The sequence below is a fragment of the Algisphaera agarilytica genome (assembly GCF_014207595.1).
Classification (GTDB): Bacteria; Planctomycetota; Phycisphaerae; order Phycisphaerales; family Phycisphaeraceae; genus Algisphaera; species Algisphaera agarilytica.
The window spans coordinates 1-23912 of the sequence record NZ_JACHGY010000002.1 but is presented as its reverse complement, the minus strand read 5'-3'; the positions used below and the strand labels follow the sequence as shown (position 1 = coordinate 23912).

Genomic DNA, 23912 nt, shown 5'->3' with positions numbered 1-23912 from the left:
CACCCATGATCGCACCCAACCCCCAAACCAAGAACGTCCTCGGTACCGAGCTACAGCCCTGCTCGACCGACCCGATGACCGGTTTCTTCCGCGACGGCTGCTGCAAGACCGGCCCGAACGACACGGGCTCGCACACGGTCTGCGCAGTCATGACCGCGGAGTTCCTGGAGTTCACCCGCGCCCAAGGCAATGACCTGAGCACGCCTAGGCCCGAGTACCGCTTCCCCGGACTTAAGCCCGGCGACCGCTGGTGCCTGTGCGCCGCTCGCTGGCGTGAAGCCGATGAAGCGGGGATCGCCCCGCCGGTGGTACTCGAGGCCACGCACGCCAAGGCGGTCGACATCGTGCCGCTCGCGTCACTGGAAGCCGCAGCGATTTCCTAAACGCTCCTAGCCCCGCTTGCCACGACTACGCTGGGGGCACCTCCGCCAAATCATGGCGGTCCAGAGGTTTCTCGAAGTGCTCAATCGCAAACGCGTCCTCCACCCGGTACGGGCCCACGGCCGTCCGACGCAGAGCCGCGAGGTGCCCGCCCGTGCCCAGCGCGACCCCGAGGTCACGCCCGATGCTGCGGATGTAGGTGCCCTTCCCGCAGGTCACGCGGATCGTTGCGGTGGGCCAGTCGTAAGCCAGCAGATCGATCGCGTCGATGCGGACCCAGCGCGGCCGCATCTTGACGTCTTCGCCGTTGCGGGCCATCTCGTAGGCCCGCCTGCCTTCGATGTGGATCGCCGAGTAGGCCGGGGGGATCTGCTCCACGGACTCGCCGACCATCGCCTGACAAGCCGCCACCACCGCGTCACGGGTCGGGGGCGTTTCGACGTCCACTTCGGTGCGGGGGCCTTCGCGGTCGTCGGTGGTGGTGAATGCCGAGAGATCGACCTCCGCCTCATACTCCTTGGTCATCCCCATCAGGCGGTCAACCGATTTGGTCGCCTTCCCGACGCAGCACAGTATCACCCCGGTGGCCAGCGGATCGAGGGTGCCCGCGTGGCCGCATTTGGTCTTTTTCACCCCCGCCCCGCGTGACGCGGCCCGGCGAACGCGGTAGATCACGTCCATCGAGCTCAGGCCCAACGGCTTGTCCACCACGATCATCCCGGTCCAGGGCTCGGTCGGAGGCGTAGTCAATCCATGCTCCCAAAGGCGTTGAAGTTACACATTCATCCCCAAACGAGGGGGCTGGCTTTACAGCGGGCCATAAACGCATAGGATATCTCCCCCGCACTGCCCGCGTCCGACGCCGGCAGGCCCCCATTGGAGAGGTGGCTGAGCGGCTGAAGGCGCACGACTGGAATTCGTGTTTACGGGCAACCGTAACGAGGGTTCGAATCCCTCCCTCTCCGTTTTTTCCGGTTGAGTTCGATCCAACCGAGCTCCTCGGGCCCAGAACAAAAAACTCCCGCAGTAAGCGGGAGTTTTTTATTGGGTTCGTTTTTTCTTTACAAACACATGCGGCTTCAGGGCGTTGGCGTTGTAGCGACCAATCCAATTCCCTGCATGCCACACTACCCGGCGCTGGGAGCCATCCCGGCACCCACCACGGGCATCGTTTGGACCCGACGGGTGGGCGTGGCGGCCTGGGCGGAACGAGTCCGCTCAAGGTCTTCAAGCAGGGGCAGGTCTTCACCTTGGCGGATGAGGCGCGCGGAGTTGAAGATCACCACGATGGAGCTGACGCCGTGCGAGATCGCCGCGATGAGTGGCGTGACGTAGCCGAAGCCGAGCAGGATCAGCATGGTGAGGATGTAGAGCATCACGAAAACGATGTTCTGCCGGATGACGCGGCTGGTGGCTCGGGACAGGCGGACCAGGAACGGCAGCCGGTTGAGCTGGCTGTTCATCAGTGCGATCGAGGCGGCGTTGATGGCCACGTCCGAGCCGGCGGCACCCATCGCGACGGAGATATCGGCCGCGGCCAGCGCGGGGCCGTCGTTCACGCCGTCGCCGATGACCGCAACTGTGTGGCCACGCTCTTTGAGCTGACGGACGATGTCGAGCTTATCGCCGGGCAGGGCCTCGGCGACCATGCCCGTGAGGTTCAACGCCTGGGCGGTCTGCTGGGCGGGGCCGGTGCGGTCGCCGGTCACCATGATCCGCTGGTGGATGCCCAACTCGTTCAGTTCCTCGAGGGCAATATCCGCGCCGACCCGCGTTTGGTCGGACAGGCCGATCCACCCCAGGCATCGGCCTTCCTCGGCCAGCATCAGAACACTCATGCTGCCGATCTCGTCAAGCAGCCCCTCGGGCACCTCGACGCCGCTTTCACGGATCCATGATTCGCGTCCGGCCATGACTTTGCGGCCCTGGTAGATACCGCGCACCCCACGCCCCGCCACTTCTTCGAAGTCTTCGACGTCGGTCAGTTCGACCTGTGCTTTTTCGGAGATCGCAACCACCGCCCGGGCCACGGGGTGGCGGGAGAGTTGCTCAAGCGATGCGGCCAGGCTCAACAAATCGGCGGGATCGGTTCCCGGCGCCGGGAAGAGCCGGGTGACCGCGAGGTTGCCCGTGGTCAGCGTACCGGTCTTGTCGAAGACAATCGCGGTGAGGTTCCGGGCCACCTCGATATCGGTGACATTCTTGATCAGCACCCCGAGACGGGCCGCTGCGCTCAGCGACGCCACCGCGGCCAATGGCCCGGAGATGATGATCTCCATCGGGCAGGCGATCAGCAGGAGGCTGATGACCTGCGACATGTCCTGGGTAAAGAACAGCACGATGGCTGCGAGACACAGGATCACCGGCATGTAGTAGCCCGAGAATCGGTCGAGCATCTGGGCCACCGGGGTCTTGTGGTTCGCAGCATCAAGGATCAACGCCTGGACCCGGCCCAGCGTACTCTCGGCCAGCGGCTTCTCGACCTCGATCTCCAGCACGCCGGTCAGGTTGATGCTGCCGGCAAAAACCTGGTCCGAAGTGGATTTATCAACCGGATGAGATTCACCGGTGATGTATTTCTCGTCCAACGAACTCGAGCCCGACAGCACCCGTCCGTCACAGGGCACCTGATCGCCCGGACGCACCATGACACGGTCGCCGGGGTTGAGCTCGGTGGCCAGGGTGTCTTCTTCGCTGCCGTCTTCTTTCAACCGATTCGCCCGCTTCGGCGAGACACGCATCAGCGATTCGATCGTGCGGCGTGCGCCGGTGGCGGTCCGGTGCACGATCAACGAGGCGAAGTACATGAACAGCGCGATGGCGGCGGCTTCCAGGTATCGCGCCGAGGCAAACGATCCGAGGAACGCGAGCATGACCAAGGCTTCGGTGTGCTGATCCTGGCTCTCGTAACCCATCATGCCACGGATGGTGTTCCAGGTGACCGGGGTGCCGAGGCACAGCGCCGCGAGCATCGCCAGGATCGCGGGGTGCTCCGCGGTATCGAAAAGCGGGTAGGCGGCCAACGCACAGATCAACAGCACCGTGCCGATCATCACCACGATCAGCTGCGGATCGATCTTGGATCGTTCGTCGTTCAGCGCTTCGCTAAGTGCTTCCTGGGATGTGCTATCGCTGGCGGGTTGGCCAGAAGGCTGGCTTTCTGTCATGACGCCCGGCCTCCATGGTTCAATCTAATGCGAAATGTAGTCACTCGATCGTCTCTGCAAAGTCATTCTGAGCCCGACCTCGAATCGACACCAAGGCGGGGAAGGATTTTACCCGTTCTCCAGCAGTGCGGCTATCTCCTGTCGATTTATCGGGCGATCGATCTCTTCCAGAATCTGTTCCTGCGCCACCTCCCCTGGCTTCGTCAGCCACTCCATCCGGTTATCCCGACGGTGGGCCGACGGCCGAAACGACACCTCTTGGTTCGCAATCTCGATGGATTGCCAGCCGCTGTTGGTTTGAAAAACCCCCTTGAGCCGCAAGATTTCATTTCCCTCGATGCCTTGGTAACAGATCCGCATCAGGTTAATCAAAAGGACTTCCTGATCGAAGCGTCGCGACGAATCAAGGATGAACCCGCCAGGGCGAACGCCTGGATCGTGGTCATGAGCGTGATCATGGTCGTGGCCATGATGGTGGCCGTGCTCGTGCTCGTGGTGATGATGGTGATGGTCCGCAGACTGGTCTCCATGTGAGGCCCCACCGCTGTCCTCAAAAAGCTCTGCGGGGAGCTGGCCGTGTGAAGTGGTGACCACTCGCAGTTTGGGCGGGTCGAGCTTGCCGGCCCATTGCCGAGCCCGTTCAATTTTGGGCTCGGTGGCCTGGTCGCATCGATTGAAGACCAGGATGTCGGCGGCCTCGCAGAACATCTGGTAATAGCCCATCCGCTCGAAGGTTTCCTCGTCGAAATCAACCGTGTTCAGCATCACCACCGCAGGCTGCAGGTTGATCTTCAACTGCAACTGAGCGCCTCGGAGCAGATCGATGACCTGTGCAGGCGAGGCCATGCCGCTGGGCTCGATGATGAGTCGGTCCAGGTCTTGCTCGGAGAGAAGCCGGTTGATGCAGTTGGGCAGCTCCGAAAGCATCGTGCAGCAGATGCACCCGCCGGGGACGTTGAGCACCTTGGTCCCGGGGGCCTCGGCTTGCAACGTGGTGCTGTCCAGACCGACCGGGCCGAAGTCGTTCACCAAGACGCCGACCCGCTGACTCGCCGCGTGTTGGCGGAGATAGTCGAGGATCGCGGTGGTCTTCCCAACCCCGAGGGGGCCGGCGATGATGTGGCAGGGCGTGTAGGCCATCGGTTTCATGTTAGACGCAGCAATCTATTAAATCAGAGCTGCGTGGGATTCGGGGCGTCCCCATAGACCTTTTCGGGCTCGAAGACTTTTTCGGTCTCGGTGAATCCAAGCGGCTGTCCGATCTCATCGCCGAAGGGAACGGCCCGGTAGAAGCAGGAACGGTAGCCCACGTGACAGCTCGCGCCGCCCTGAACATCGACTCGAATCCAGACGCAGTCTTGGTCGTCATCGATCCGGATCTCGCGGATGATCTGAACCAGGCCGCTCGTCGCGCCCTTATGCCAAAGACACTTACGGCTTCGGCTCCAGTAGACCGCCTCGCCGAGCTTGATGGTTTCGGTGAACGCCTCTTCGTTCATGTAGGCGTGCATGAGCACTTCGCCGGAATTGAAGTCCGTGGTCACCACGGGGATCAAGCCCTGCGCATCGAATTTAGGGGCGAGTTCATTGCCCTCTTCGACCTGTTCAACACTCTGTCTCGGCGCAAAAGACACAACACTCATTGACTTACTTTCATAATCCTTCTGGGTTGTGGTTGACGGGATATGGCCTTGCGTGCATAGAGCGGGATCAAAGATCATCCGCGCTGATCACGTCCGGCCCAGAGCCCGCGTGTTTCTCGTAAACGCCATCACCGGCTTTGACGTACTTGGTCATGCCGTTGGCCTCGATATTCTTGTCCGAAAGCCGTTCCCGGCCCGCGGCTTCCGACCACTGGCCGCCAAGGTTGGGCGGCTGAATCACGCGGCGCACCGGCTGGCCGGTCGTCGGATGCTGGGTCAGCGGACATGTTCTGCATGACTTCGAAGACCTGGCTGGTCTCACCGTCTTCCAGAACGACCTCGTATACATAAATCGGCATGATCGGGCTCCTATCCCAGGGGTTTTAGTCTCCGCATCCGTGCGTGCCGCAGCGGCTGCCGCCGCCGAAACATCCCTTGCCTACAAATGATATCTGAATATCAATAACGAGCAACAAGCCCACTCTTACTCCTGTTCCATCGCTCCAAATACTTGTCGCAGCCATCCCATTACGGCTCTGTCCTGCACTGAACCGGATATGAAAAAATCTTCATACCTCCGCTTCACAATTCGTTCACCCAATCGAAGTGACCTGACGGCCTCGAAACAAAACGACTCTTGTTGTTTTGCAATCAAGGACTTATACCTCGCTATTCTGTGTGCCGAGACCGCAACTCGCTATGCAATGGCGGCGAAAAACTCACTGCGCGATGGTAAATTCCGTATACGCATACGCGTCATACTCATAGTGGCCCGTGAATTCGTGCGCAGCCGGGAAGGTCATCATCGACGAGCTTTGGAAAAACTGTGTAGTCGGCGTGATCATGAGAGATGGTCGCAAGCACCTGCGCAGGGCGACGCGGATCTTGTCGGATACCGCGATCGCTGAAGACGTCTGCCAGCATGCGTACCTGAAAGCGATTGAGAAGCAAGGCCAGATCCGCGATCCCGAAAAGTTGCCCGGGTGGATCAATCGCGTCGTGACCAATGCCGCGCTGGATCAGCTCCGCCACCGAGAAAGGCAACAGCAGGCGTATTCCGCAAGGGGCGAACATCCCACCAGCCAACTGAACGGCGAAGATCGGCTGGTGGAATCTGAAACACAGGACGAGCTTTACCAACTCCTTGATCGACTTGATGAACCCGTACGGCAGGTGGTCGTCATGAGAACCATTCAAGGCATGACCGGCAACGAAGTGAAACAAAGCCTCGGCTGCAGCGCCGCCTTGGTCTCGAAACGACTCCACCGCGGTCTGGACCAATTAAGGCAATGGATACGAGAATCCCAGCGGGAAGGAGTCGCCAAGCCATGACCGATACCCCCTCGATGATCGAAGAACTGCTCGACCGTGACCTCTCGCCCCGGGACCTTGAGCGCTTGGCCCAAATCGCGTCCACACTGGAGAAAGACCCCGAGTTGGCTCAGGACTTCGAACAGCTCCACAGGATCCGCCAACGGCTGTCGGATACCGCCGAGCATTCTGAGTTGTCGCGCGCAGACGAAGACGGTTTCGTGGAGCTTGCATTGGGTTCCATCCAAGCATCCACACCCACACCATCGCTAGGCAACCGCCCAACGCGACCGTACCCCCGGGGGAGCTGGACGTACGCCTTGGTCGGCGGGGCCGTGGCGGCAGCACTCACCCTTGCTTTTGTCGTGGGTCTTCGCGGGTTCGATGGCTCGGGGGAAACCGCCTCAAGCCCTGCGACCACCCTGGCCAACGACGATCCGACGCGCTGGCTGCCCGATTCTCCGAGTGAGCAGAGCGCGATCCTCGCTGACCTGGCCGGGTTCTACGACCACCGCGCGGGATGGATCGCGACCACCGACAACGACACCCAGATCGGCCTCAGCGACACCGCCATCCATGGACTCCAACCAACCGTCACCCGGCTGTCGCTCATCACCCCCGACCAGGAATATCTCACGACCGACATCGCGCTTTTCCCCGGCCAAGATGTCACCGTCACCGTCCCGCGTCCCGATCGCCAACCACTCCGTTACAAGTTGCATCTCTCGAAAAGCGTGGAGCCAAGCCAGCCGTCGACGCTCACCGTTGGGCTCTTCCTGGATGCAGACCTATACCTGAGCACGACGGTGCGGATCGACAACATGACGATCCAGGACGTTGGTCGCATCCACACCCCTCGCGGTGATTACGTGCTGCGTCTCGGGCTGGGTGAGCCAGCTTCCAGCCGGGAGGTCGGATGAACACACTCGCCGCCGTGCTACTGGTTCTGGTGTTGCCCCACGGCGGCCATGTGCGTGGAGGCCAAACCACCACAATCCAAATCCACCCCGCCATCGAGGAGACACCGGGGCTACTCGAAATCTCGTGGCAACTGACCCACCACTCGATCGTGCTCCAGCAAGGTCGACTCACCGTCCCGCAAGCGGGGGCGACGCTCAAGCTTGACCTGCCCGAGGTGCGGGTCGTCACTCCGCTGATACTCCATCAACAGATTCTGTCCGACGGCGAAGAACTGGCGACGCAGGAAGCCGCCCTCTGGCTCCATCCGCCAACCCTCGATCACCCTTCTCTCTCGGAGGTCATCACGGGTCCTGTGGCTGTCGTAACGGATGATCCGAGCCCCGGCTTGGAGACGCTTCTTCGGGACATGGGGCTTGAAGTGACCACCTTCTCCGCAGAGGACATCAACCCCTCGGCGCTGTTCAGTTGGATCATTATTGATGGCAACATGCTGGATAAATCGCTGGAGAGAACCGTGGGCCGTGCCTTGGCAAGAGGCGCAAGGGTCGTCGTCTGGGAGCAAAACGATCCGCGGTACACGCCGCGATCGGTCCTTCGGACCGTGACGCCGATCAAGTGGGACCAAGACCACCCGTTATTGGCCCGTGTTGATCCGTCGTGGCTGGAGCCGCGGTGGGTCAACCGAAGCGCCGTCGTGGTAGCGCGGCGCTTCGAAGGGGACGGCCACATCGTCGCCGGTTGGCCCAACCCCGAGTCCGCTGCCGATCCGGCCGCCGAAGCCAAGTCCGAACCGACGCCCCTCCTCGACGCCCTGGTGTGGATCGACCGGACAACACCCGGCATGCGGATCAACTGGCAACTGCCCGTCACCGACTGGCGAAGCGATCCCCTGGCCGCCGAACTACTCTACAACTCGCTGGTTTATCTGGCGTTCCCACCCCCATCCGAGACACAACCCACCTCCACACCGGGAGCTACTCCATGACTCTTCGCGCCCTCCTCCTTTTCGTATCGGTCTGCCTCGGACTGGTCCCATCCCTGCTCGTGGCTCAGGACAGCGCGGAGCCCGAGGGGCAACCCGCTCCCCTCACGGTCACGGTCCTGCCGTTCGAATCCCCGGCACACAGCGAGTTCAGCGGAGCCGACGCCAGCGAAATCATCGCCATGCTGCTCTCCAGCGATCCAGCGTTCCGGGTCGTGGATCGGCAGGTCCTCGATGAGGTCCTCCAAGAACAAGCGTTGTCGCTGACCGGCCTGGCCGACACCAATGAGGCGGTCAAGGTTGGCAAACTCGTGGGTGCCAAATTGATTGTCGCGGGCCGAACGTTTGAGCTGGGCGACAGCCGCATGATGACCGCCAAGATCATCGGCACCGAAACCACTCTGCTCAAAGGCGTCGTCGAACGCGGCAACCTGGACACCCCCAGCGACCAGATGCTCCTCAAGCTCAGCGAAGAAATCGTGCAGACACTTAAGGAGCACGGCGGCTCACTCGTGGCCCAGGACCGCCCCACCGACCCCGTGCCGGACCTCCTCACCGCGCTCAAGGAACGCGAACTCCCGACGATTGCCGTATTCGTCGCCGAGGAAGAAACCGGCGCCCCCCGGGTTCCGCAGGTGCCCGACCCCGCAGTCGAAACCGAGATCAAGTCACTACTCGCCGCCGCCGGGGTCACCGTGAAAGACATCCCGCTCAACGAGCTTGCGGAGTGGGCACAGGCCGAAGGCTGGAACGACGCCCGCGGTTGGCCGCGGTCCCTGGACGGTGTGGATTATGTCATCACCGGCGAAGCCTTCAGCGAACGCGGCGGCCAGCTGGGCCAACTCCATGTCGCGGGGGCGCGGTCGGAGATCAACATGATCTCCCGCCAAACCGGCACGATCGTGTTGGCGGAAGCACAAACCGCTCGCGGTGTTGATCTGTCGCCCGCCTTATCGGGCAAGAACGCTCTGCAAGCCGCCGGCCGCGCCCAAGGGATCGAAGTGCTGCGTTATCTGGAAGAAAACAGCCAGCCAGCCGAATAATCATGGCTTATGCAAAACCCCAAGGCATTTCCTTATGAACATCCATTCCGGCCATCTCGCAACTGCGCGCCTCTTAATTCTGATCAGTTCTCTATGTGTCCCTTATCTGATTACATCGAATGCACAGGCAGAAACAAGTACTACCGAAGACCTGATTGATCGCCCTGAACGTCCAAAGTATCCCAATAAACCCCGTGTCACGATGATACCCGTGGCACCGACACAACCCTGGTCCAATCAGATTTCCAGCGAACGTCTCGCCGAATGGTTCGACGCTTCGAGTGCGATGGTCGCGTCCAACGTGCCGTACGACTGGGTCGAAAGACGTCACTTGGACATGGCGCTTCGTGAGCTCGAATGGGCTCAATCTGGATCGTTGACACCCGGGACATCCCGCAGCAGCAGCGCCGCACTCTCGTTGGGGCGTTGGGCGCTGTGCGACCTTATTTTGGTTGGCGAAGTCCGTGCCCTTCAGCAGCCCGAAGCCTCGCCAGAAACTGCAGGGCTTTACCTTTCGGTCATTGATCCCGCAACCGCTACACGGGTCGTTACACGCGACACTCCGCTTCCTTTGCCCAAAGACAGGGTCACTACCACCGATGCCTTTGAACTCGCTTCAATTGCCAAGCAGCTATTTCGCGAAGCCCACGAACATATGCAAGAAGCTGCCGACAAACCGGTGGTAATGTTGCTGCACTTCCGAAACATCAGTTTCAGTGATCGACTCAATCGACTCAACACGGAAGGACCCCAACAATTACGAAAGCTCGCCGAAGCCGACGGCCGGCTGCGTCTGGTGGAGGTTGACCGCCCCGATCGTTCGCTCGACGAACAAGAACTCTTGCTCACCGGCTTGCTGGATGTTAGCCCGGACGCTTGGACCTTCGCGGCCGATGCTTACCTATGGGGGACCGCTGAAGAGATACGAGCTGCTGATCATGGCGCAGACGCCGCTGCCGGAGACAAAGAGGTGGGCCGCGACCCGGAATTAGCCCCCGTTCGGCTTCTTCTGCACTTCTGGAATGGACGGAACAACGCACGTACCTTCGAGCGTGAAACAACAACGCGGGACATCGATACCGCGATGCATGAACTTGCGGAAGAAGCCTGGGCAGCGGCGTTAGAACCAATTCCCCCAAAGGTATCTCGTTCGGCTCGACGACAAGCCGCGGCCTTGCTGGCCGGAGGCTCATTTGACCGTAAGCATGTTCCGGCATTCAGACACGACGATCCGGTTAAAGGTTGGCGGGGACGACAGTTTTTCTATTGGCTCAACGCCGCCCGGGCCGCGCGTTTCCTCGACCCGCAAAACCCGGAGCGGGCTCACGCCGCGGTATCCACCGGCTACCCCGAACTCGCTCAAGACCCATGGGCCGCGCTCGACGCTTTTGCCGCCGATCTGGATCAAGCCATCCGCCAAGCAAAATACCCCTCCGCCGTCGATCGTGAGAAAGCCGAGGCGTTTGATCACGACTCATCGTTTTTTGGTATACAGCCCTGGAACGAAGCGTTCACCGACCTCGTCCTCAAACGCCTAGCCGTTGCGGAAACACACTCGAACCGGCTTGCGGGCTTCAGGGCGAGCTATGACGGCGATCAATTCAAGAACGATTTCAAATACAAACACCCGCCGCTGGGAACACCCCCTTTACTTAGCTCAAAACAGAAAAGTGAGCAACAAACCCAACTCTTCGCTGATCTGACTCGGCTGGGTAAAGAATGGTCGCGGTGGAATCAAGCACACGAGACAGCGATAAACCGCTCCGGGCAAGACAACCACGGCAGCTTCACCAATAGAAATGAATTTTTCGCCTTCGAGAAGGAAGAAATTTTCGACATCCTCGTAAACATCCTACACGAAAACAAAAAGCATCCTGCCCCTCATGTTCGCAAAGCAGTTGATGCCTGGTGGCCAGTATTAGTATTCGGCGTACGAATCTTTGAAGAAGATTTAACAGAAGGCGATGAGCCCATCCGCCCCGAAGACTTCCCGAGGTTATGGGCTGTTGCTCAAAGCATTCAACACAAAAAACTTCAGACATTACTCACCGACGGACCGGATTCACCAAAAATTGCACAGATTGAAAACTCACGCAGGGAACGCTCATCTAAAAAAACCCCTCGGGAAAAAGACGCCAACGGCTGGACTCTATTTAAATCCGGGCCCACGCCGATGACCCGCGTGAGACGCGGCGATACGGTCTCACCGCCGCACTCGATCACCGAGATTCACACCCGTGAAATGGGGCAACACAAAACTCTCGCCATCCACACAAAAGATATGGATGGAGGAGAATCCCAATATATGTGGCTGCTTATTTCCGGCCAAAACACCGAGCCCACAAAACAATCACAAACCGAACCCGTTGGCACAGTCCCCGAAGAGTTTGATGCCGAAGAGACCAGGCGATGGCTTGCTAGCCGGCGGGCTGAAGGAAAATTCAAATACGGCCTTTTGAAGGCCAAACCGCAGCACGATGACCCGAGCAATCAATCTCCGCTACCATCGGCTAAGCAGTCACCTCACCCGTTAGATATTTTGCCCACACTGCCCATAGAAATGCCCGACGAAGTCCGGCAGTTGATCAACCAATCGATCCAAAGAACACGCAACGGTAGCGAGAGTTGGACCGAAGAAAACAACAGTCAGGATCCCTTCGCAAGGGCGAGAAGTATGATGCCGCACGACACAAAAGTCTTCGTGCGCGAAACACCACACGCCGAACTCCCAATTACTGAAGCCCATAGCTTAAGGGTTCGGGTACAGGGAACTGAAAACGATTGGCCCCAAGTCACGCCGAAGCCAAGTAGGCCTTACTTTGATCGAACGCGCTGGGCCAACGGCTGGCTGGTTTCTTCCGTCCATCCCCGCGCTACCGTTACAAATGACCGGATCGTGGTCAACGGTGACAACCGGCGTGACTTACGCTGCCTCCATCCCGTCTCTCTGGCGGATGGACATCCTGGATTCGATCTACCCCAAGACACCATCGTGCTTGATATAACTGAAGGGCAGAAACCCGGGCGAGTCTGGTTCGGCACACAAGGCGACGGGCTGATACGCCTCGAACTCGGCGAAAATCCGAACGAATCTCGTCATCAAACATTCTCTTCACGTCACGGCCTTATCGACCAGAGAATTTTTCAGATTATTCGACACAACGATCGCCTGCTCGCTGTGGGTGCCACCGGCGCTTCCATCGTGTCTGATCTGAACGCATCGCCCCCCACATTCAGAGATGTCGAGGTCAAGGGGTTAAGCCTGCGTCTACCCGGAAAGCCTCTCGGCCGCTATATCTGCTTCCCGGGCAAGAGCGGTGGGTGGTTTGATATCCACACGGGCGATGCCGTATTGCTAACGGATTGGCTGGCCGAGTACATGCCCGACGTCAACCACGCTACGGATGTGAAGACGGGTTGTGTCGGAAGCGACGCGACTTGGCTTGTGCTAAACGATCGACTGGTCAAGATCAGCCAAGACCTCAAGCAACACCAAGTCTGGGAGCTTCCTATCGGAAACCATGCACGGCTGATTGCCCATGCTTCCGATGGTTTGGTATGGCTGGCTTATCGCGACGAATCCATCGTCTTCTCCCCTCCCACGCCAATCCTACAGGTCACCCGCAACTCCTACGAGCCATTATCTGTAAGAAACAGAACTTTAACCCGGCCAGAGCACCAACAAACAGGTGAGTCACGGCTTTTGTTGTTTAATCCAGAACAAGGGCGCCTGGTCGGACAGTTTGTAGTTCCAGGCCAGGTCCAACAACTTGAAAGCGACCACCACGACCTGTTTGTCATTGCGCCGACCGGGATATGGGACGTTTCGATTTACGCGAAGGCCGAACTCCTGGCCGCAATGGAAGTCGAGTCTTCCAGATCCCCCCACCAGCCTCAGACAGACGAGTCGTCGAATCAATCCTCTGCCCTCACCACCGCCGCAGCCATGGGCAATTCTGAAGCGGTCACCGAGTTGTTGGCCGAAGGCGTAGCGCCCGACGTGATGAACACCCACACGGGCGTGACTCCGCTCATCGCGGCGTCACGATACGGACACAACTCCGTCGTGAAACAACTCCTCGAAGCCGGGGCAGATCCACAGCTCAAAAGTGCAGTCAGACCTTGGGTCAGGCCCTTGATGTTGACCGCGATGCGTGACGATCAGAGCAACTTTGCCCAACTCTTAGATGCGGGCGGCATGACAACAGGCCACAACCAGATACTTGGCACCGAGGCGCATGCTGCGGTTCTTCATCGGTCCTACCGGGTTCTCGCACACCTCGACCGCCCTATGCATCTCGACCACTTTGCCCGATTTGAATCGATGCAATTCCCCGAAGCCAGGGGGATCAGTTACCTGAAGGTCAATCGATTCCGACCCATCGACGTCGCCATCATTAGAGGTGATCTGCGTGCCGTCGAATTGCTTGTCCGATCCGGGCACTCGATTTGCAAAAAAACGTCGAAAAGCGAATACATCACCAGCTTGCAATACGCCGCGATGCATAACCGCGGCGATATGCTCCGAGTGATGTTGAAAGACCCGCATCAAATCGAACACGCCGGACACGTAGACGCTAAAAACGCGACCGTTTGGCACTACTGCGTGGCCTATGATTCACCCGATGCCTTGTCTGCAATACTGAAATCCGGAGCACAGCCGCCCAACTCGACCGGCTTGTTGTTTTTGGCAGCCCGCCACGGTTCTCTGGACGACCTCAAGCGTTTGAAGCAAGCAGGCCTGCCCATCGATCATAAATGGGGGTTTCGCCGTGGCACTGAGGGTTCTAGAAGGCCTAGGGCTTCGGTGGCGATGCGTGACGTAGAGGTCAACGTAATGACAATCCTCGCATCGAACGGCCACCACAATCTGCTCCAGACTATGGTCGACGAACTGGGAATCAGTCTCGACGCTGATCTCGCAGGTGATCGTCAACACGACATCCTGTTGCGGATCTTGCTTGAGCGTGACGACCTTGAGGCCGCTATCGATCAAGTCGAAGCGGGGGCTGATGTCAACGGCGGGCTCAAGAGTGGCCACCATTCATCAACTCTGATTTCAAAAGCCGCCGAGTACGACAACCTGGCAGCAGCGGAGTTTCTTCTTCGCCTGGGAGCAGATCCTTACGCTAAGGGGCCGGACCGTGTTTCCGCGATCCAAATGGCCAATTCCCCTGAAATGAAGGCCCTACTCCGATCGGTTCCACGGAAAAGAAATAGATAGGCTACCTCATGCGAGTCATACCCACCAAGCACATGGACAATCACATTCCTTGGTGACCAAATGGGAAAGCCCGAACGATTCAATACGCGGAATCCGGAGAATTTTAGTTTCGTAGCGATTGAGGCAAAACATTAAATCCACCTAAGCATCACGCATTTCAAAGCAATCACTTCTTACGAATGACATGGACAATACGATCTACGGCAATGAAAACCATAACATTGACCACGATGCCGTACATCCCCACATCAGCGTGAGATTTCAGCTGAGTGGTGATTTGAACCAGCCCCGATTCCTCGCCGAACAGCAACGGGCTGATACCCGGAAACAGACAGACCGTCAGGAGGCCCGCCGCGAGTCCGGCGACTGCCCCCGGAGCGCTGCCTTTCTTGAGGAAAAGCATGTCGATAGTAATCGGCAGGAGCTGGGCGGAAAACGCCATGGCGAGGAAGAAGAACTGCGTGATCGTCGACAAGAACGGTGTATCGGCCAATCCGTGGGCGATCAACGCCGAAACGAGCGTCGCCACAACAATGACCCCGCGGCCAAACCATGTCCGCTCGGCCTCGGTCGATTGCGGACGCAGCGGCTTGTAGATATCACGAGTGGCGATACCCGACAGGGCGTGAAGCGCCGAGTCGGCGGTGGACATCGAAGCCGCCATGACCGCCACCAGGATGAGCGTGACCACAAACACCCCAAACGTGCTGAACAACTCCGGGAGCGTCTGAGAGATCACAAGGATGACGATCTGATCGGGGCGGGCGAGACTGGCTGCGGCTTCTTCGGAGCCGGTGGGGAACAACACCTGCCCCCCCAGCCCCACGAGGAACACCCCGACCAGGAAACACAGGGGCAATACCGTGGCAAAGATAATTGAGGTTTTGCGCAGCGTGTCGCGGTTACGTGCGGAGTAGAACCGCATCCATTGTGAGGGCTGGATCACGGAAGCCAAGGACGCGAACAGGCAGAACGTCAGGGCCGAGGTCGCGTTAAACCGCTGCCCGAATGCGGGCATGGTCAGGAATTCGCCGTCGAGCTGGGTGACTTGCTTGAAGTAGTTACCCGGGCCGTCGAGGGCATAAAAGATCGCCAAACCCGATACGAGCATCGCCGAGAGCAATAGCAGCCCCTGCGCGACATCGGTCCAGGCGACCGAACGCATCCCCCCCACCAACACGTAGAGCATCGTGATCAGAGCCAGCGTGAAGACCCCCGCCTCGTAGATGGTGATCTCCATGCCCATCAGATGGAACGGCGGCGTATCCTTAAAAAGCCCCTCGGCAAGCTCGCCGCCCGCTTTCACCTGCATGATGATGTAAGGGATCGCGTAGAGCGCACCGGTGAGCACCACAAGCACCCGCAGAAGGCGAGAGTCTCCGTAGTGATGGATGATCATGTCGGCGGGGGTGATAAACCCGTGCTTGCGCCCCGCGGCCCGGATGCGGTTGCCGATGATGAAGATCGCTGCGGCGGCCACCGGGAGGTTCAACGCGTACAGCATCGGCGAGATGCCATGGCTATACACCCAGCCGGGAAACGTGAGGATCGCGAACCCGGAAAAGTAGGTCGCCATGATCGTCAACGAGGTCACCAGGATTCCCTGGCCCCGACCGGCCAGGTAGTAGTCGGCCTCGGCGTCGCTGGCCCCACGGCTCTTCAGGAAACTGAATAGCCCCAGAACCAGCAAGAAAACAAGGTACCCGCCGAGTACGACGTAGGGGGTGTATCCGAGATTGGACGAGGCGATGAGCGTCATGAGTCTAGGTTCAATTCGGGTCGAGAGGTGAAGTCAAGGAAACCGCGGCGCTAGTCTTCGTCGTCTGTTTTCCAGAGCGTGAGTGCCGCCGTGACGACACAACCCGCCATCACCCCGAAGCACAACAGCGTCCAGAGATACAGCGCGGGAACGCCCAGCCAAGCCGCGGGGTTCTCAGAAGTCCCGTCGATCAACATCGACCCCGGCCCCGGGCCCATGATCAACGCAACAAAAAACAAGGTAACCAGAAGTTTTGCTTTCACGGCGTGCTCCGGATGTCGTTAACGATCTGTTCCAGACGCTTGCCGTATTCGACAAAACTGTCAAACCGGGCCTGCTCCGAGGCGGCTTGAATTTCACCGTGGAACACCACCGACAGGTGCGGCTCGATACTCAGCCCACCGTCGTAGCCCGTGGCGAAGAGGTCGGAGACGATGCGCTTCACCTCCCCGTCACCTTCGCCGGGCCAAACGTAATCGGCATCTTCAAAAACCGAATCGGGATTATCGCGGAGGAACCGGCCGTCTTTGATGTGGACGTGGGCGATATGCGGGCGGACGTTCTCGTAAAACTCCCAGGACGACAGCGTGACGGTTTCGCCTGGCTTCTTCCGATCAACCGTCGTCGCCGGGTTCGCGGTATCGAAGATCAGCCGGAGTCCGGGGATCTTCTCGACAAGCTCGAGCGTGTAACGCCAGCCCATCCCGCCGTAGTTCGCACAGTTTTCGTGCAACGCCTCGAGGCCTTCCTCGCCGAAGCGATCGACCACGCGACGGACCCGGTCAATACGCTCATCAACCAGTTGATCGGACATATCCCGGTCTTTCAGCACCGCATAACTCATGATGCGGATGTATTTCGTACCAAGGGCTTTCATCCGCGGGATCGCCCGCTCGATCTCTGCCAGGTCCTTGTCCATCGGTTCAAGGATGGACTTACCCCAGTTACAAATCGTCGAGCCGAAGGCGTTGACCGCGATGTCATTGGCGTCGAGATACCTAGCGACATGCTCGAACTCGTCATCCGAGATATCGGTGATGTTCGTTCCGTTGACGGCCCGTAGCTCGATATGTGACCAGCCGAGCGTTTGGATCGCCTTAACTTGGCCTTCGATATGGTCAGACGCTTCGTCGGCGAAGCCTGTGAGGTAGATCATGGAATGGGAACCACTGCTTGTTGTTGATGGGATTGCTTGATGCCGTCGAGGATGGCGATCAAGCGAATGGATTCGGCATCAGACACGGGATACGGCCGAACCCCACGGAGATCGTCGGCCACATCGCGGTAGATCTCGATGGGATCGCCAAACAGGTGTTCGCCAAGCTTTTCGCCACGGCCCTGCGACGCCTCGCCCTTCATGTCATTGAAATTGGTCGGGTCGTCGGGCTGCTCGGGCGTGCTGGCATAGACGACCAATTCATCATCGTTCACGATGATGCAGCCGCCGCTGCCCTGCACAAACCAATCGGGCTGATTCTGCGGCGAAAAAGACCACTGAGAATGTACCCGGACGCCGTTGTCCATGGTCAGGATGCTGTAGAAAACATCTTCAGCGTCCCCGGGATTCAGCACCTGCTGACAAGAACCGAAGACATGCTTCGGCGCTCCCCCCGCAAGGAACATGGGAGGATCGATGAGATGGGCACCCCAGTTGAGCACGATGCCGCCGCCGTGCTCAGTCTGGGTCTGCCAATCGCTGCGGGTCGCGAACCCGAAAGCCGAGCGGTGGATAGCGAACACGTCACCGATCTCACCAGAATCGACAATGTCGCGTAGTCGGCGGTAGTCGGTGCCCCAACGGGCGGGCAGGTAGGGGAACACTTTCTTGCCCGCGGCTTGTGCGGCGTCGTAAATCTCTTTGACTTCTTGCGTATTGGTCGCCAGCGGTTTGGTCACCAAAACATGGCATCCCGCGTCCAATGCCTCACAAGCCATCTCGGCGTGTTGGTCGTTGCGGGTCACAATGACGACCAGATCAAGTTCGACCTGACGCAACATTTCACGGTAATCCGCAAATGTCGGGCAACCAAAATCCGCCTCCCCCTTTTGCCGGCTCTCAGCCGACCTGCTGGCGATGGCCTTGATGTCAAAGGACTCCGGATTGCCGCGCAGCCCTCCCGCGTGCAGCAGTTGCCCGCTGCGGCCGTAACCAATGATGGCGGTGCGGATGCGTGAACTCATGATGGAGATCGCTTTGGCAGAAGAGCGTCGAGGGGACGGTAATCGAGCGTTTTAGAGGCCTGGATGAAATCCAGTGCACGCTGCAGGCCATTGTCGCTGATCGGGCCCCACCCTTCCTGGTCTAAGCCGTGCAGCATGTAGAGCAGCAACGGAGCATCCGAATCTTCAGCGTTCTTGAGCGTGGCCAGCAGGTGGTCATCGCAAGGCTCGGGGCCGTGCCACGCACTGGTGAAGCTGCGGCGATCAATCGCCTGATCATCATTCAAACCATCCGTCGGCTGACCGTCACCGCAGGTACGGATGGCGGCAACGCGTTGCAGCAGGTACTGCTCCACCTCTGGCGTCGAGCGGTTGTAGGTTAAGTGATACGGAGTGTCGGCAGCGCTAAAGCCATCGAGATGCTCTGCGAAGTACGCTAAGCATTCATCGATCTTTGCTGTAGCCTCGGAATAGGGGATCGCCGCGAGATCGCTGTGATCCAGGCCGTGGGGGTGGATCCCGTGCCCACGCGCTTGGAACTGGTTCCACAGCTCGAAGTCCCCTTTCGGGAATTCGTCCAGGAAACCTTCTGGCTTAGCCATCACCGCAAAAGTGGCGTGAAGCCCTCGCGTCTCGAACAGTTCCGCCACCCGCAGGCAGCTCTGCTCGAAACCGTCATCGAAAATGAAGCTGACTTGCGTGGTCTTCCGCATATTACTTGCTGGGGTTTCCGTCCACGGTGCTCTTACTCAGGTAGTAGAAATTCTTCACCCACACATGCTCACGGCAGACACGGTCGAAAACATCGGCGGGCAGCGGCCCTTTCTCCGCAGCTTTCAAGGCACGATCGATACGCTTGGCCGAACTCAGAGACAAGGCAAGTATCGAAACACCCGGCTGGGTTAGTGCGAAGCGGATGGACAGTTCGTTGAGGTCCATCGTGTCGTCACACAAATCATCTCGCAGACGGGCAATGCGCCGGAGATATTCGGAGACCAGTTCCGGTGAAGCATTGGAGAGCTTCACATCGTTGGCCAGCACCTCCCGGTCTCCACCGGTGGCCAATGAACCCGAGTGATCGAACACACAGCGTGCGATGAAGCCGACCTGCTTCTGCTCGCAAAGCGGGACACAGCTCACCAGCGGACGCGATTCGAAGGCATTGAGAATGATCTGGACCGAGTCGACCAGACCGTCTTCGACCAGCTTCAGCACCGCGTCGTGCTCGTGGTCCTGTGCGCTCACACCGATGTAGCGGAGTTTGCCTTCGTCACGTAACGTCCGCAACGTATCGAGCCATTCGATCCTGTAGGACCAGGGGTAATACCACTGGTGTAGTTGGACCAAGTCCAGGCAATCGACGCCGAGTGTTGCGAGGCTGGTCTCGACCGACTCTCGAATACTGTCGGGGGTGAACTGCTTCTCAATAGGCACGTAGAAGCGCCAGTTGCTGATGTCCTTCGGCTTGACCTTCGTGGCAATGAATGGGCGTTCGCCGGTCCACTGCCGCAGCGTCTTGGCAACCACCTCTTCGCTTTGGCCGTAGTTCCGAGCCGTGTCGATGAAGTCGACGCCTTTCTCTAGTGCGTAGAGCAGGGCGTCGGAGTAGCCTTGGTCATTGGGCTGGATCCGCATCGCGCCGAAGCCGATGGGATTGAACAGAAGATCGGGATTGCCGAAGGGGCGTTGAGGCATAGTCATTAGCACGGGCTGGGGTTAGAACTCGTCAAACGCGATGCCGTCTTGAGACACGGCGAATTCCTGGGTCAACATGGACTGAGCGGCTTGAATCATGACCGGGGGGCCGCAGAGGTAGAACTCGATCTGGTCGGGGTTGGGGTGGCGGTCGAGATAGGTCGATTTGAGGTGTTGGTGGATAAAACCCGTTGGGCCGTCCCACTCGTCTTCGGGCTGTGGTTCGGAAAGTGCGAGATGGAAAGTGAAATTCGGGAAACGGCTCTCAAGCTCGCGGAACTCTTGTTCGTAGAAGATCTCCTGCTTGGATCGTGCACCGTACCAGAAGCTAACCTTCCGGCCGGTCTGGAGGGTTTCGAACAGGTGCATGATATGAGAACGCAGCGGCGCCATGCCCGCCCCGCCGCCGAGGTAGACCATCTCTTGATCGGTGTCCTTGATGAGAAAATCACCGAATGGCCCTATAGCCGTCACCGTGTCACCGGGCTTTAGGCTGTGAACATATGTCGACCCAACCCCCGCGTCGCAGTCCTGGCCACGTGGCGGAGTCGCGATCCGGACATTGAACTTCAGCACCCCCCGTTCGTGCGATGGCGCAGTGGCCAGCGAATAATTCCGGCGGATATCAAGCCTGTTTGTAGAAGCAAAGTCGTAGACATGGTGCTGCTTCCACACGGTGTGAAATGGCTCGGGGACTTCGATGTCCTCGAACGATATTCGGGCGTAAGCGGGTATATCGAGCTGCATGTATTGACCGGGGTGGTAGTTCGGCAGCTCGCTGAGGGTCTTGGGCTTGAGCGTGAGTTCTTTGATGAACGTCGCGACATTGCGGTTGCTCACGACTTCAAACGTGTAAATGTCTTGTGTGGTTTTCTCATCGGCGTTGAGCCGGAGGAAAATCCTGGAGTCGCGGATTTCAACGGGGTAGGTCTGGAGCCCCACACACACCGGTGCACGGGCGGGGCTGCCGTCCTGGATGTTGAATCGGCCGTTGTGCTTGGGACATTCCACGATGTCGCCTTTGACCAGCCCGTCTGAGAGGTGCGTATTGCCGTGGGTACAGATACCGTCGGTCGCGTAGTAGCCGTCGTCTTCGGTGCGATACACCGCGTAGGTTCGGCTGCCATGGTCGAAACGGACGACGTCGCTTTTCTCAAGCAAGTCGGCATCACAGACCTCGATCCAGCCGTCAACGGGGCCGCTCTGTTCCGAAACAATCGGTTCACTGGTCGGGACCTTTCCGACGGGACGAGCGGTGTCCGGCAGAGCACGCTTGACGAAATAGCCGGGGTCTTTGATCTGACGGAGTACGGCCGGGATGATCTCGCGGTAGGTGGCGATCAGCCCGGGGTACGTTGCGGGGCAGTCGTCTTTGATCAGCTCGTGAAGCTTGGGCAGCTGGTGGTACGGCACCAGCGGAAACATATGGTGCTCAAGGTGGTAGTTCATGTTCCAGTAGAGGAACCGGTGCACGATGTTGAGTTTCATCGTGCGGCAGTTGAGCCGGTGATCTAAAACATTTTCCGCGAGCCCGGCGTGCTGCGTCCAGCCGTAGATCGGCATCAGCCAGGCGCCGTAGAGGTTGGGCCCAAGCACAAATACAAACGGCAGCCAAGTCTGAAAGTAGACCGCGAAGGCAACGATGCCCAGGTAGATCGCCGCGTAGATACGGGCACGGAAGAAGACCTTTGGGTATTCCGACTCGGGGATGAAGGTCGCTTCTTCGGGAGTGACACGCCCGAAGCTATGCAGCGCGATATTACGGATGTACCGACGAAACGCCTGGAAGTTAATGCATTTGAGCAGCAACGCTTTGAGATCGGGCGGGCGGGGCACGGCAATCTCGGGGTCGCGGCCAACGATGATGGTGTCGCTGTGATGTCGGGTATGGCTCCATCGCCAGGGCACCGACTCACGCAAAACCATGAACGAAGAAACTTCGTAGAGCAGGTTGTTCAGCCAGTCAGTCTTGAATGCCGTGCCGTGGCTCGATTCGTGCCAGCGGGCGTCCGACGCAGAAGCCCACAAAAGTCCGTACCCCATCATGGGCAGCAACGCCCACCAAGACCCCCACAGCAGATAGGTCGCGACCCCGAACACGGCAATCAACCCGAAGTAGATCACACAATCCCGGATCGGTGGCCCGTCTTTCCGCTCCAGCAGGGACTTGAGGTCCTTGCGTGAAATCGGCGAGGTGTACCAGTCGGCCTCGGCCAAGCCCTTCTCGATCGCCAGCTCGGTGTTCTTACCGACGAGGCTGTAATCCTGAAGCTCGATTTCGGGGTGCGGGGTGAGGACGGTACTCATAGCTTGGATGAATGATCGGGGCGAGACATGGGCACGAAGGCTGTTCGGTGTCTAAGAAACTGATTGGTAATTTACGCGTGGCTCAGGGATGGGCAATGGACAAAATCAGTCATCTGTTGCACATTATCACCCTATGCGCACACCCCCGAAGAATCACGTGGTGGTCTATCCCCACGGCCTGGGCTGGCAACGCGGCGGTGGGACGCTCGACACCGAGGGCCGAGCCACGCCGAGGCTGATCCATGCCGCCTGGCACCAGGACATCCCGGTCGTTCCCCGCCGAAGCGAGCACACCCACGACGTGTATCACATCGGCCTGGTGCACGAAGGGGAGAGCTCAATGCTGCTGGATAGCCGTGAAGTAAGCACCCGGCCCGGCAGCCTGCTCATCGTTTCCCCCGGCCAGCCGCACTGCTTTCTGCTCCCTCCGCGCACCCGTTCGGTGTATTCCGAGGTGACCTTCGAGCTGGTTGACCGCGTAGGAAAGAGCCTCCGTGACCCGCTTCACGACGTCTTGGCCGAGTGGACCGGAACGGATTGCCCGGCCTGGATCACCGGCACGGTTGTAAAGCCCGATTTGAAGAAAACCGTCGCCGACGCCATCGCCCGGGTCGTGATGGGATGCATGACCGCCCCGCCCCGCCGTCAGTTTCTGGTCAACCGCGCGCTGATGGATCTGCTCGAAGAAATCGCGAGCGCCGGCCGCGCCATCTCTGACGTCGCCGACGACCCCATCGCCCAGGTCGCTGCGTTGATTGAAGCCAACCTGCAGGAGCCGATCTCGGTCAACGAGATGGCCGAGCAGGTCAGCATGAGTCCAAACCACCTAATACGCCGGTTCCGCGACCACTACGGCACCACCCCGTTGGCTTACCGTCAGCAACTCCGGCTGGAAGCCGCCATCAGCCTACTCACCATGACTCACTACCCGATCAAGCTCATCGCTGAGTGGACCGGCTTCAGCAGCGTGTACTACTTTTCACGCTTCTTCACCTCGAAGGTCGGCACTTCACCGGCCGCGTACCGTGAACAAGCCAACCATGATCAACACCAAACGTGACTCGCACGTTTCAACCGCGATGGCACCAGGGCATTAACCAAGAACTTGCCCGACGAAGTCTCGCACCTACATCAATGCAGCCGATCGTTTACGCCGTGTTGTCTTCGAAGATGCGTAGGTTGGTGAACGTCACGTCCGCCGAGCTATTCGCGTCGTCGTCCGCGGCCAGCACCAGGTGCGTCACCGCGCCCGTGAAGTAGTCGCCCACGCGGATCTGGTAGCTGCCCGAGCCGTTACGCTGCGATTGGTTCGCCGACGA

Annotated in this window: 19 protein-coding genes and 1 tRNA gene; 8 read left to right on the top strand and 12 right to left on the bottom strand. The window is 59.2% G+C overall.

The annotated features are described in order from the left end of the window. Window positions 1-5 precede the first annotated feature (5 nt). Window positions 6-383: a DUF2237 family protein gene (locus tag HNQ40_RS17855; RefSeq protein WP_184679312.1), complete on the top strand. Its 378-nt coding sequence runs from the start codon at window positions 6-8 to the stop codon at window positions 381-383. Between the two features lie 25 nt (window positions 384-408). On the opposite strand, the gene truB is transcribed toward HNQ40_RS17855, so the two are convergent. After that, entirely contained in the window at window positions 409-1131 is a 723-nt protein-coding gene (truB, locus tag HNQ40_RS17850; protein ID WP_221435641.1) for a tRNA pseudouridine(55) synthase TruB, read from the bottom strand. A gap of 128 nt (window positions 1132-1259) precedes the next feature. Here truB and HNQ40_RS17845 point away from each other — a divergent pair. Continuing rightward, window positions 1260-1346: transfer RNA gene (locus HNQ40_RS17845), tRNA-Ser, on the top strand. Window positions 1347-1508: 162 nt separating this feature from the next. On the opposite strand, the gene HNQ40_RS17840 is transcribed toward HNQ40_RS17845, so the two are convergent. The 4 genes from HNQ40_RS17840 to HNQ40_RS18155 all read right to left on the bottom strand — a co-directional run bounded on the left by HNQ40_RS17840 (window position 1509) and on the right by HNQ40_RS18155 (window position 5432). Further along, window positions 1509-3548, bottom strand: coding sequence for a heavy metal translocating P-type ATPase (locus tag HNQ40_RS17840; RefSeq protein ID WP_184679311.1), 2040 nt, complete (start codon window positions 3546-3548; stop codon window positions 1509-1511). A 108-nt stretch (window positions 3549-3656) separates the two neighbouring features. Continuing rightward, window positions 3657-4688 (bottom strand): CobW family GTP-binding protein, encoded by a 1032-nt coding sequence (locus tag HNQ40_RS17835; RefSeq protein ID WP_184679310.1) that lies wholly within the window; start codon window positions 4686-4688, stop codon window positions 3657-3659. 32 nt (window positions 4689-4720) lie between these two features. Then, window positions 4721-5191, bottom strand: coding sequence for a phosphoribosyl-AMP cyclohydrolase (gene hisI, locus HNQ40_RS17830; protein ID WP_184679309.1), 471 nt, complete (start codon window positions 5189-5191; stop codon window positions 4721-4723). 67 nt (window positions 5192-5258) lie between these two features. Further along, window positions 5259-5432, bottom strand: coding sequence for a hypothetical protein (locus tag HNQ40_RS18155; RefSeq protein ID WP_221435640.1), 174 nt, complete (start codon window positions 5430-5432; stop codon window positions 5259-5261). 602 nt (window positions 5433-6034) lie between these two features. Between HNQ40_RS18155 and HNQ40_RS18760 the strand changes: the two genes are divergently transcribed. From HNQ40_RS18760 to HNQ40_RS17800, 5 genes are read left to right on the top strand one after another with little or no spacing between them, the layout of a single operon-like run. Then, window positions 6035-6523, top strand: coding sequence for an RNA polymerase sigma factor (locus tag HNQ40_RS18760; RefSeq protein ID WP_390675782.1), 489 nt, complete (start codon window positions 6035-6037; stop codon window positions 6521-6523). Further along, on the top strand, window positions 6520-7422 hold the full coding sequence (locus HNQ40_RS17815) for a hypothetical protein (protein ID WP_184679307.1): 903 nt from the start codon (window positions 6520-6522) through the stop codon (window positions 7420-7422). Before HNQ40_RS18760 ends, HNQ40_RS17815 begins: the two co-directional genes overlap by 4 nt. After that, window positions 7419-8408 carry a hypothetical protein gene (locus HNQ40_RS17810; RefSeq protein ID WP_184679306.1) on the top strand — a complete coding sequence of 330 codons (990 nt, stop codon included), beginning with the start codon at window positions 7419-7421 and terminating at the stop codon, window positions 8406-8408. Before HNQ40_RS17815 ends, HNQ40_RS17810 begins: the two co-directional genes overlap by 4 nt. Beyond that, window positions 8405-9448: a CsgG/HfaB family protein gene (locus HNQ40_RS17805; protein ID WP_184679305.1), complete on the top strand. Its 1044-nt coding sequence runs from the start codon at window positions 8405-8407 to the stop codon at window positions 9446-9448. The genes HNQ40_RS17810 and HNQ40_RS17805 overlap by 4 nt, the downstream gene beginning before the upstream one ends. Before the next feature lie 34 nt (window positions 9449-9482). Continuing rightward, window positions 9483-14672, top strand: a complete 5190-nt coding sequence (locus tag HNQ40_RS17800) for an ankyrin repeat domain-containing protein (protein ID WP_184679304.1) — start codon at window positions 9483-9485, stop codon at window positions 14670-14672. 166 nt (window positions 14673-14838) lie between these two features. On the opposite strand, the gene HNQ40_RS17795 is transcribed toward HNQ40_RS17800, so the two are convergent. The 7 genes from HNQ40_RS17795 to nqrF are packed head-to-tail and all read right to left on the bottom strand — an operon-like array spanning window position 14839 to window position 22593. Beyond that, entirely contained in the window at window positions 14839-16431 is a 1593-nt protein-coding gene (locus HNQ40_RS17795) for a sodium:solute symporter family protein (protein WP_184679303.1), read from the bottom strand. A gap of 50 nt (window positions 16432-16481) precedes the next feature. Next, window positions 16482-16694, bottom strand: coding sequence for a hypothetical protein (locus HNQ40_RS17790; protein WP_184679302.1), 213 nt, complete (start codon window positions 16692-16694; stop codon window positions 16482-16484). Further along, window positions 16691-17587 (bottom strand): sugar phosphate isomerase/epimerase family protein, encoded by an 897-nt coding sequence (locus HNQ40_RS17785; RefSeq protein WP_221435639.1) that lies wholly within the window; start codon window positions 17585-17587, stop codon window positions 16691-16693. The genes HNQ40_RS17790 and HNQ40_RS17785 overlap by 4 nt, the downstream gene beginning before the upstream one ends. Next, complete coding sequence (locus HNQ40_RS17780; RefSeq protein ID WP_184679301.1) at window positions 17584-18612, bottom strand: Gfo/Idh/MocA family protein; 1029 nt, start codon at window positions 18610-18612, stop codon at window positions 17584-17586. Before HNQ40_RS17780 ends, HNQ40_RS17785 begins: the two co-directional genes overlap by 4 nt. After that, entirely contained in the window at window positions 18609-19304 is a 696-nt protein-coding gene (locus tag HNQ40_RS17775; protein WP_184679300.1) for a polysaccharide deacetylase family protein, read from the bottom strand. Before HNQ40_RS17775 ends, HNQ40_RS17780 begins: the two co-directional genes overlap by 4 nt. Window position 19305: 1 nt before the next feature. Next, window positions 19306-20292, bottom strand: coding sequence for an aldo/keto reductase (locus HNQ40_RS17770; RefSeq protein ID WP_184679299.1), 987 nt, complete (start codon window positions 20290-20292; stop codon window positions 19306-19308). A gap of 15 nt (window positions 20293-20307) precedes the next feature. After that, window positions 20308-22593: an NADH:ubiquinone reductase (Na(+)-transporting) subunit F gene (nqrF, locus tag HNQ40_RS17765; RefSeq protein WP_184679298.1), complete on the bottom strand. Its 2286-nt coding sequence runs from the start codon at window positions 22591-22593 to the stop codon at window positions 20308-20310. 160 nt (window positions 22594-22753) lie between these two features. On the opposite strand from nqrF, the gene HNQ40_RS17760 reads away from it, so the two are divergent. Continuing rightward, window positions 22754-23653 carry an AraC family transcriptional regulator gene (locus HNQ40_RS17760; protein WP_221435638.1) on the top strand — a complete coding sequence of 300 codons (900 nt, stop codon included), beginning with the start codon at window positions 22754-22756 and terminating at the stop codon, window positions 23651-23653. Window positions 23654-23912: the final 259 nt, after the last annotated feature.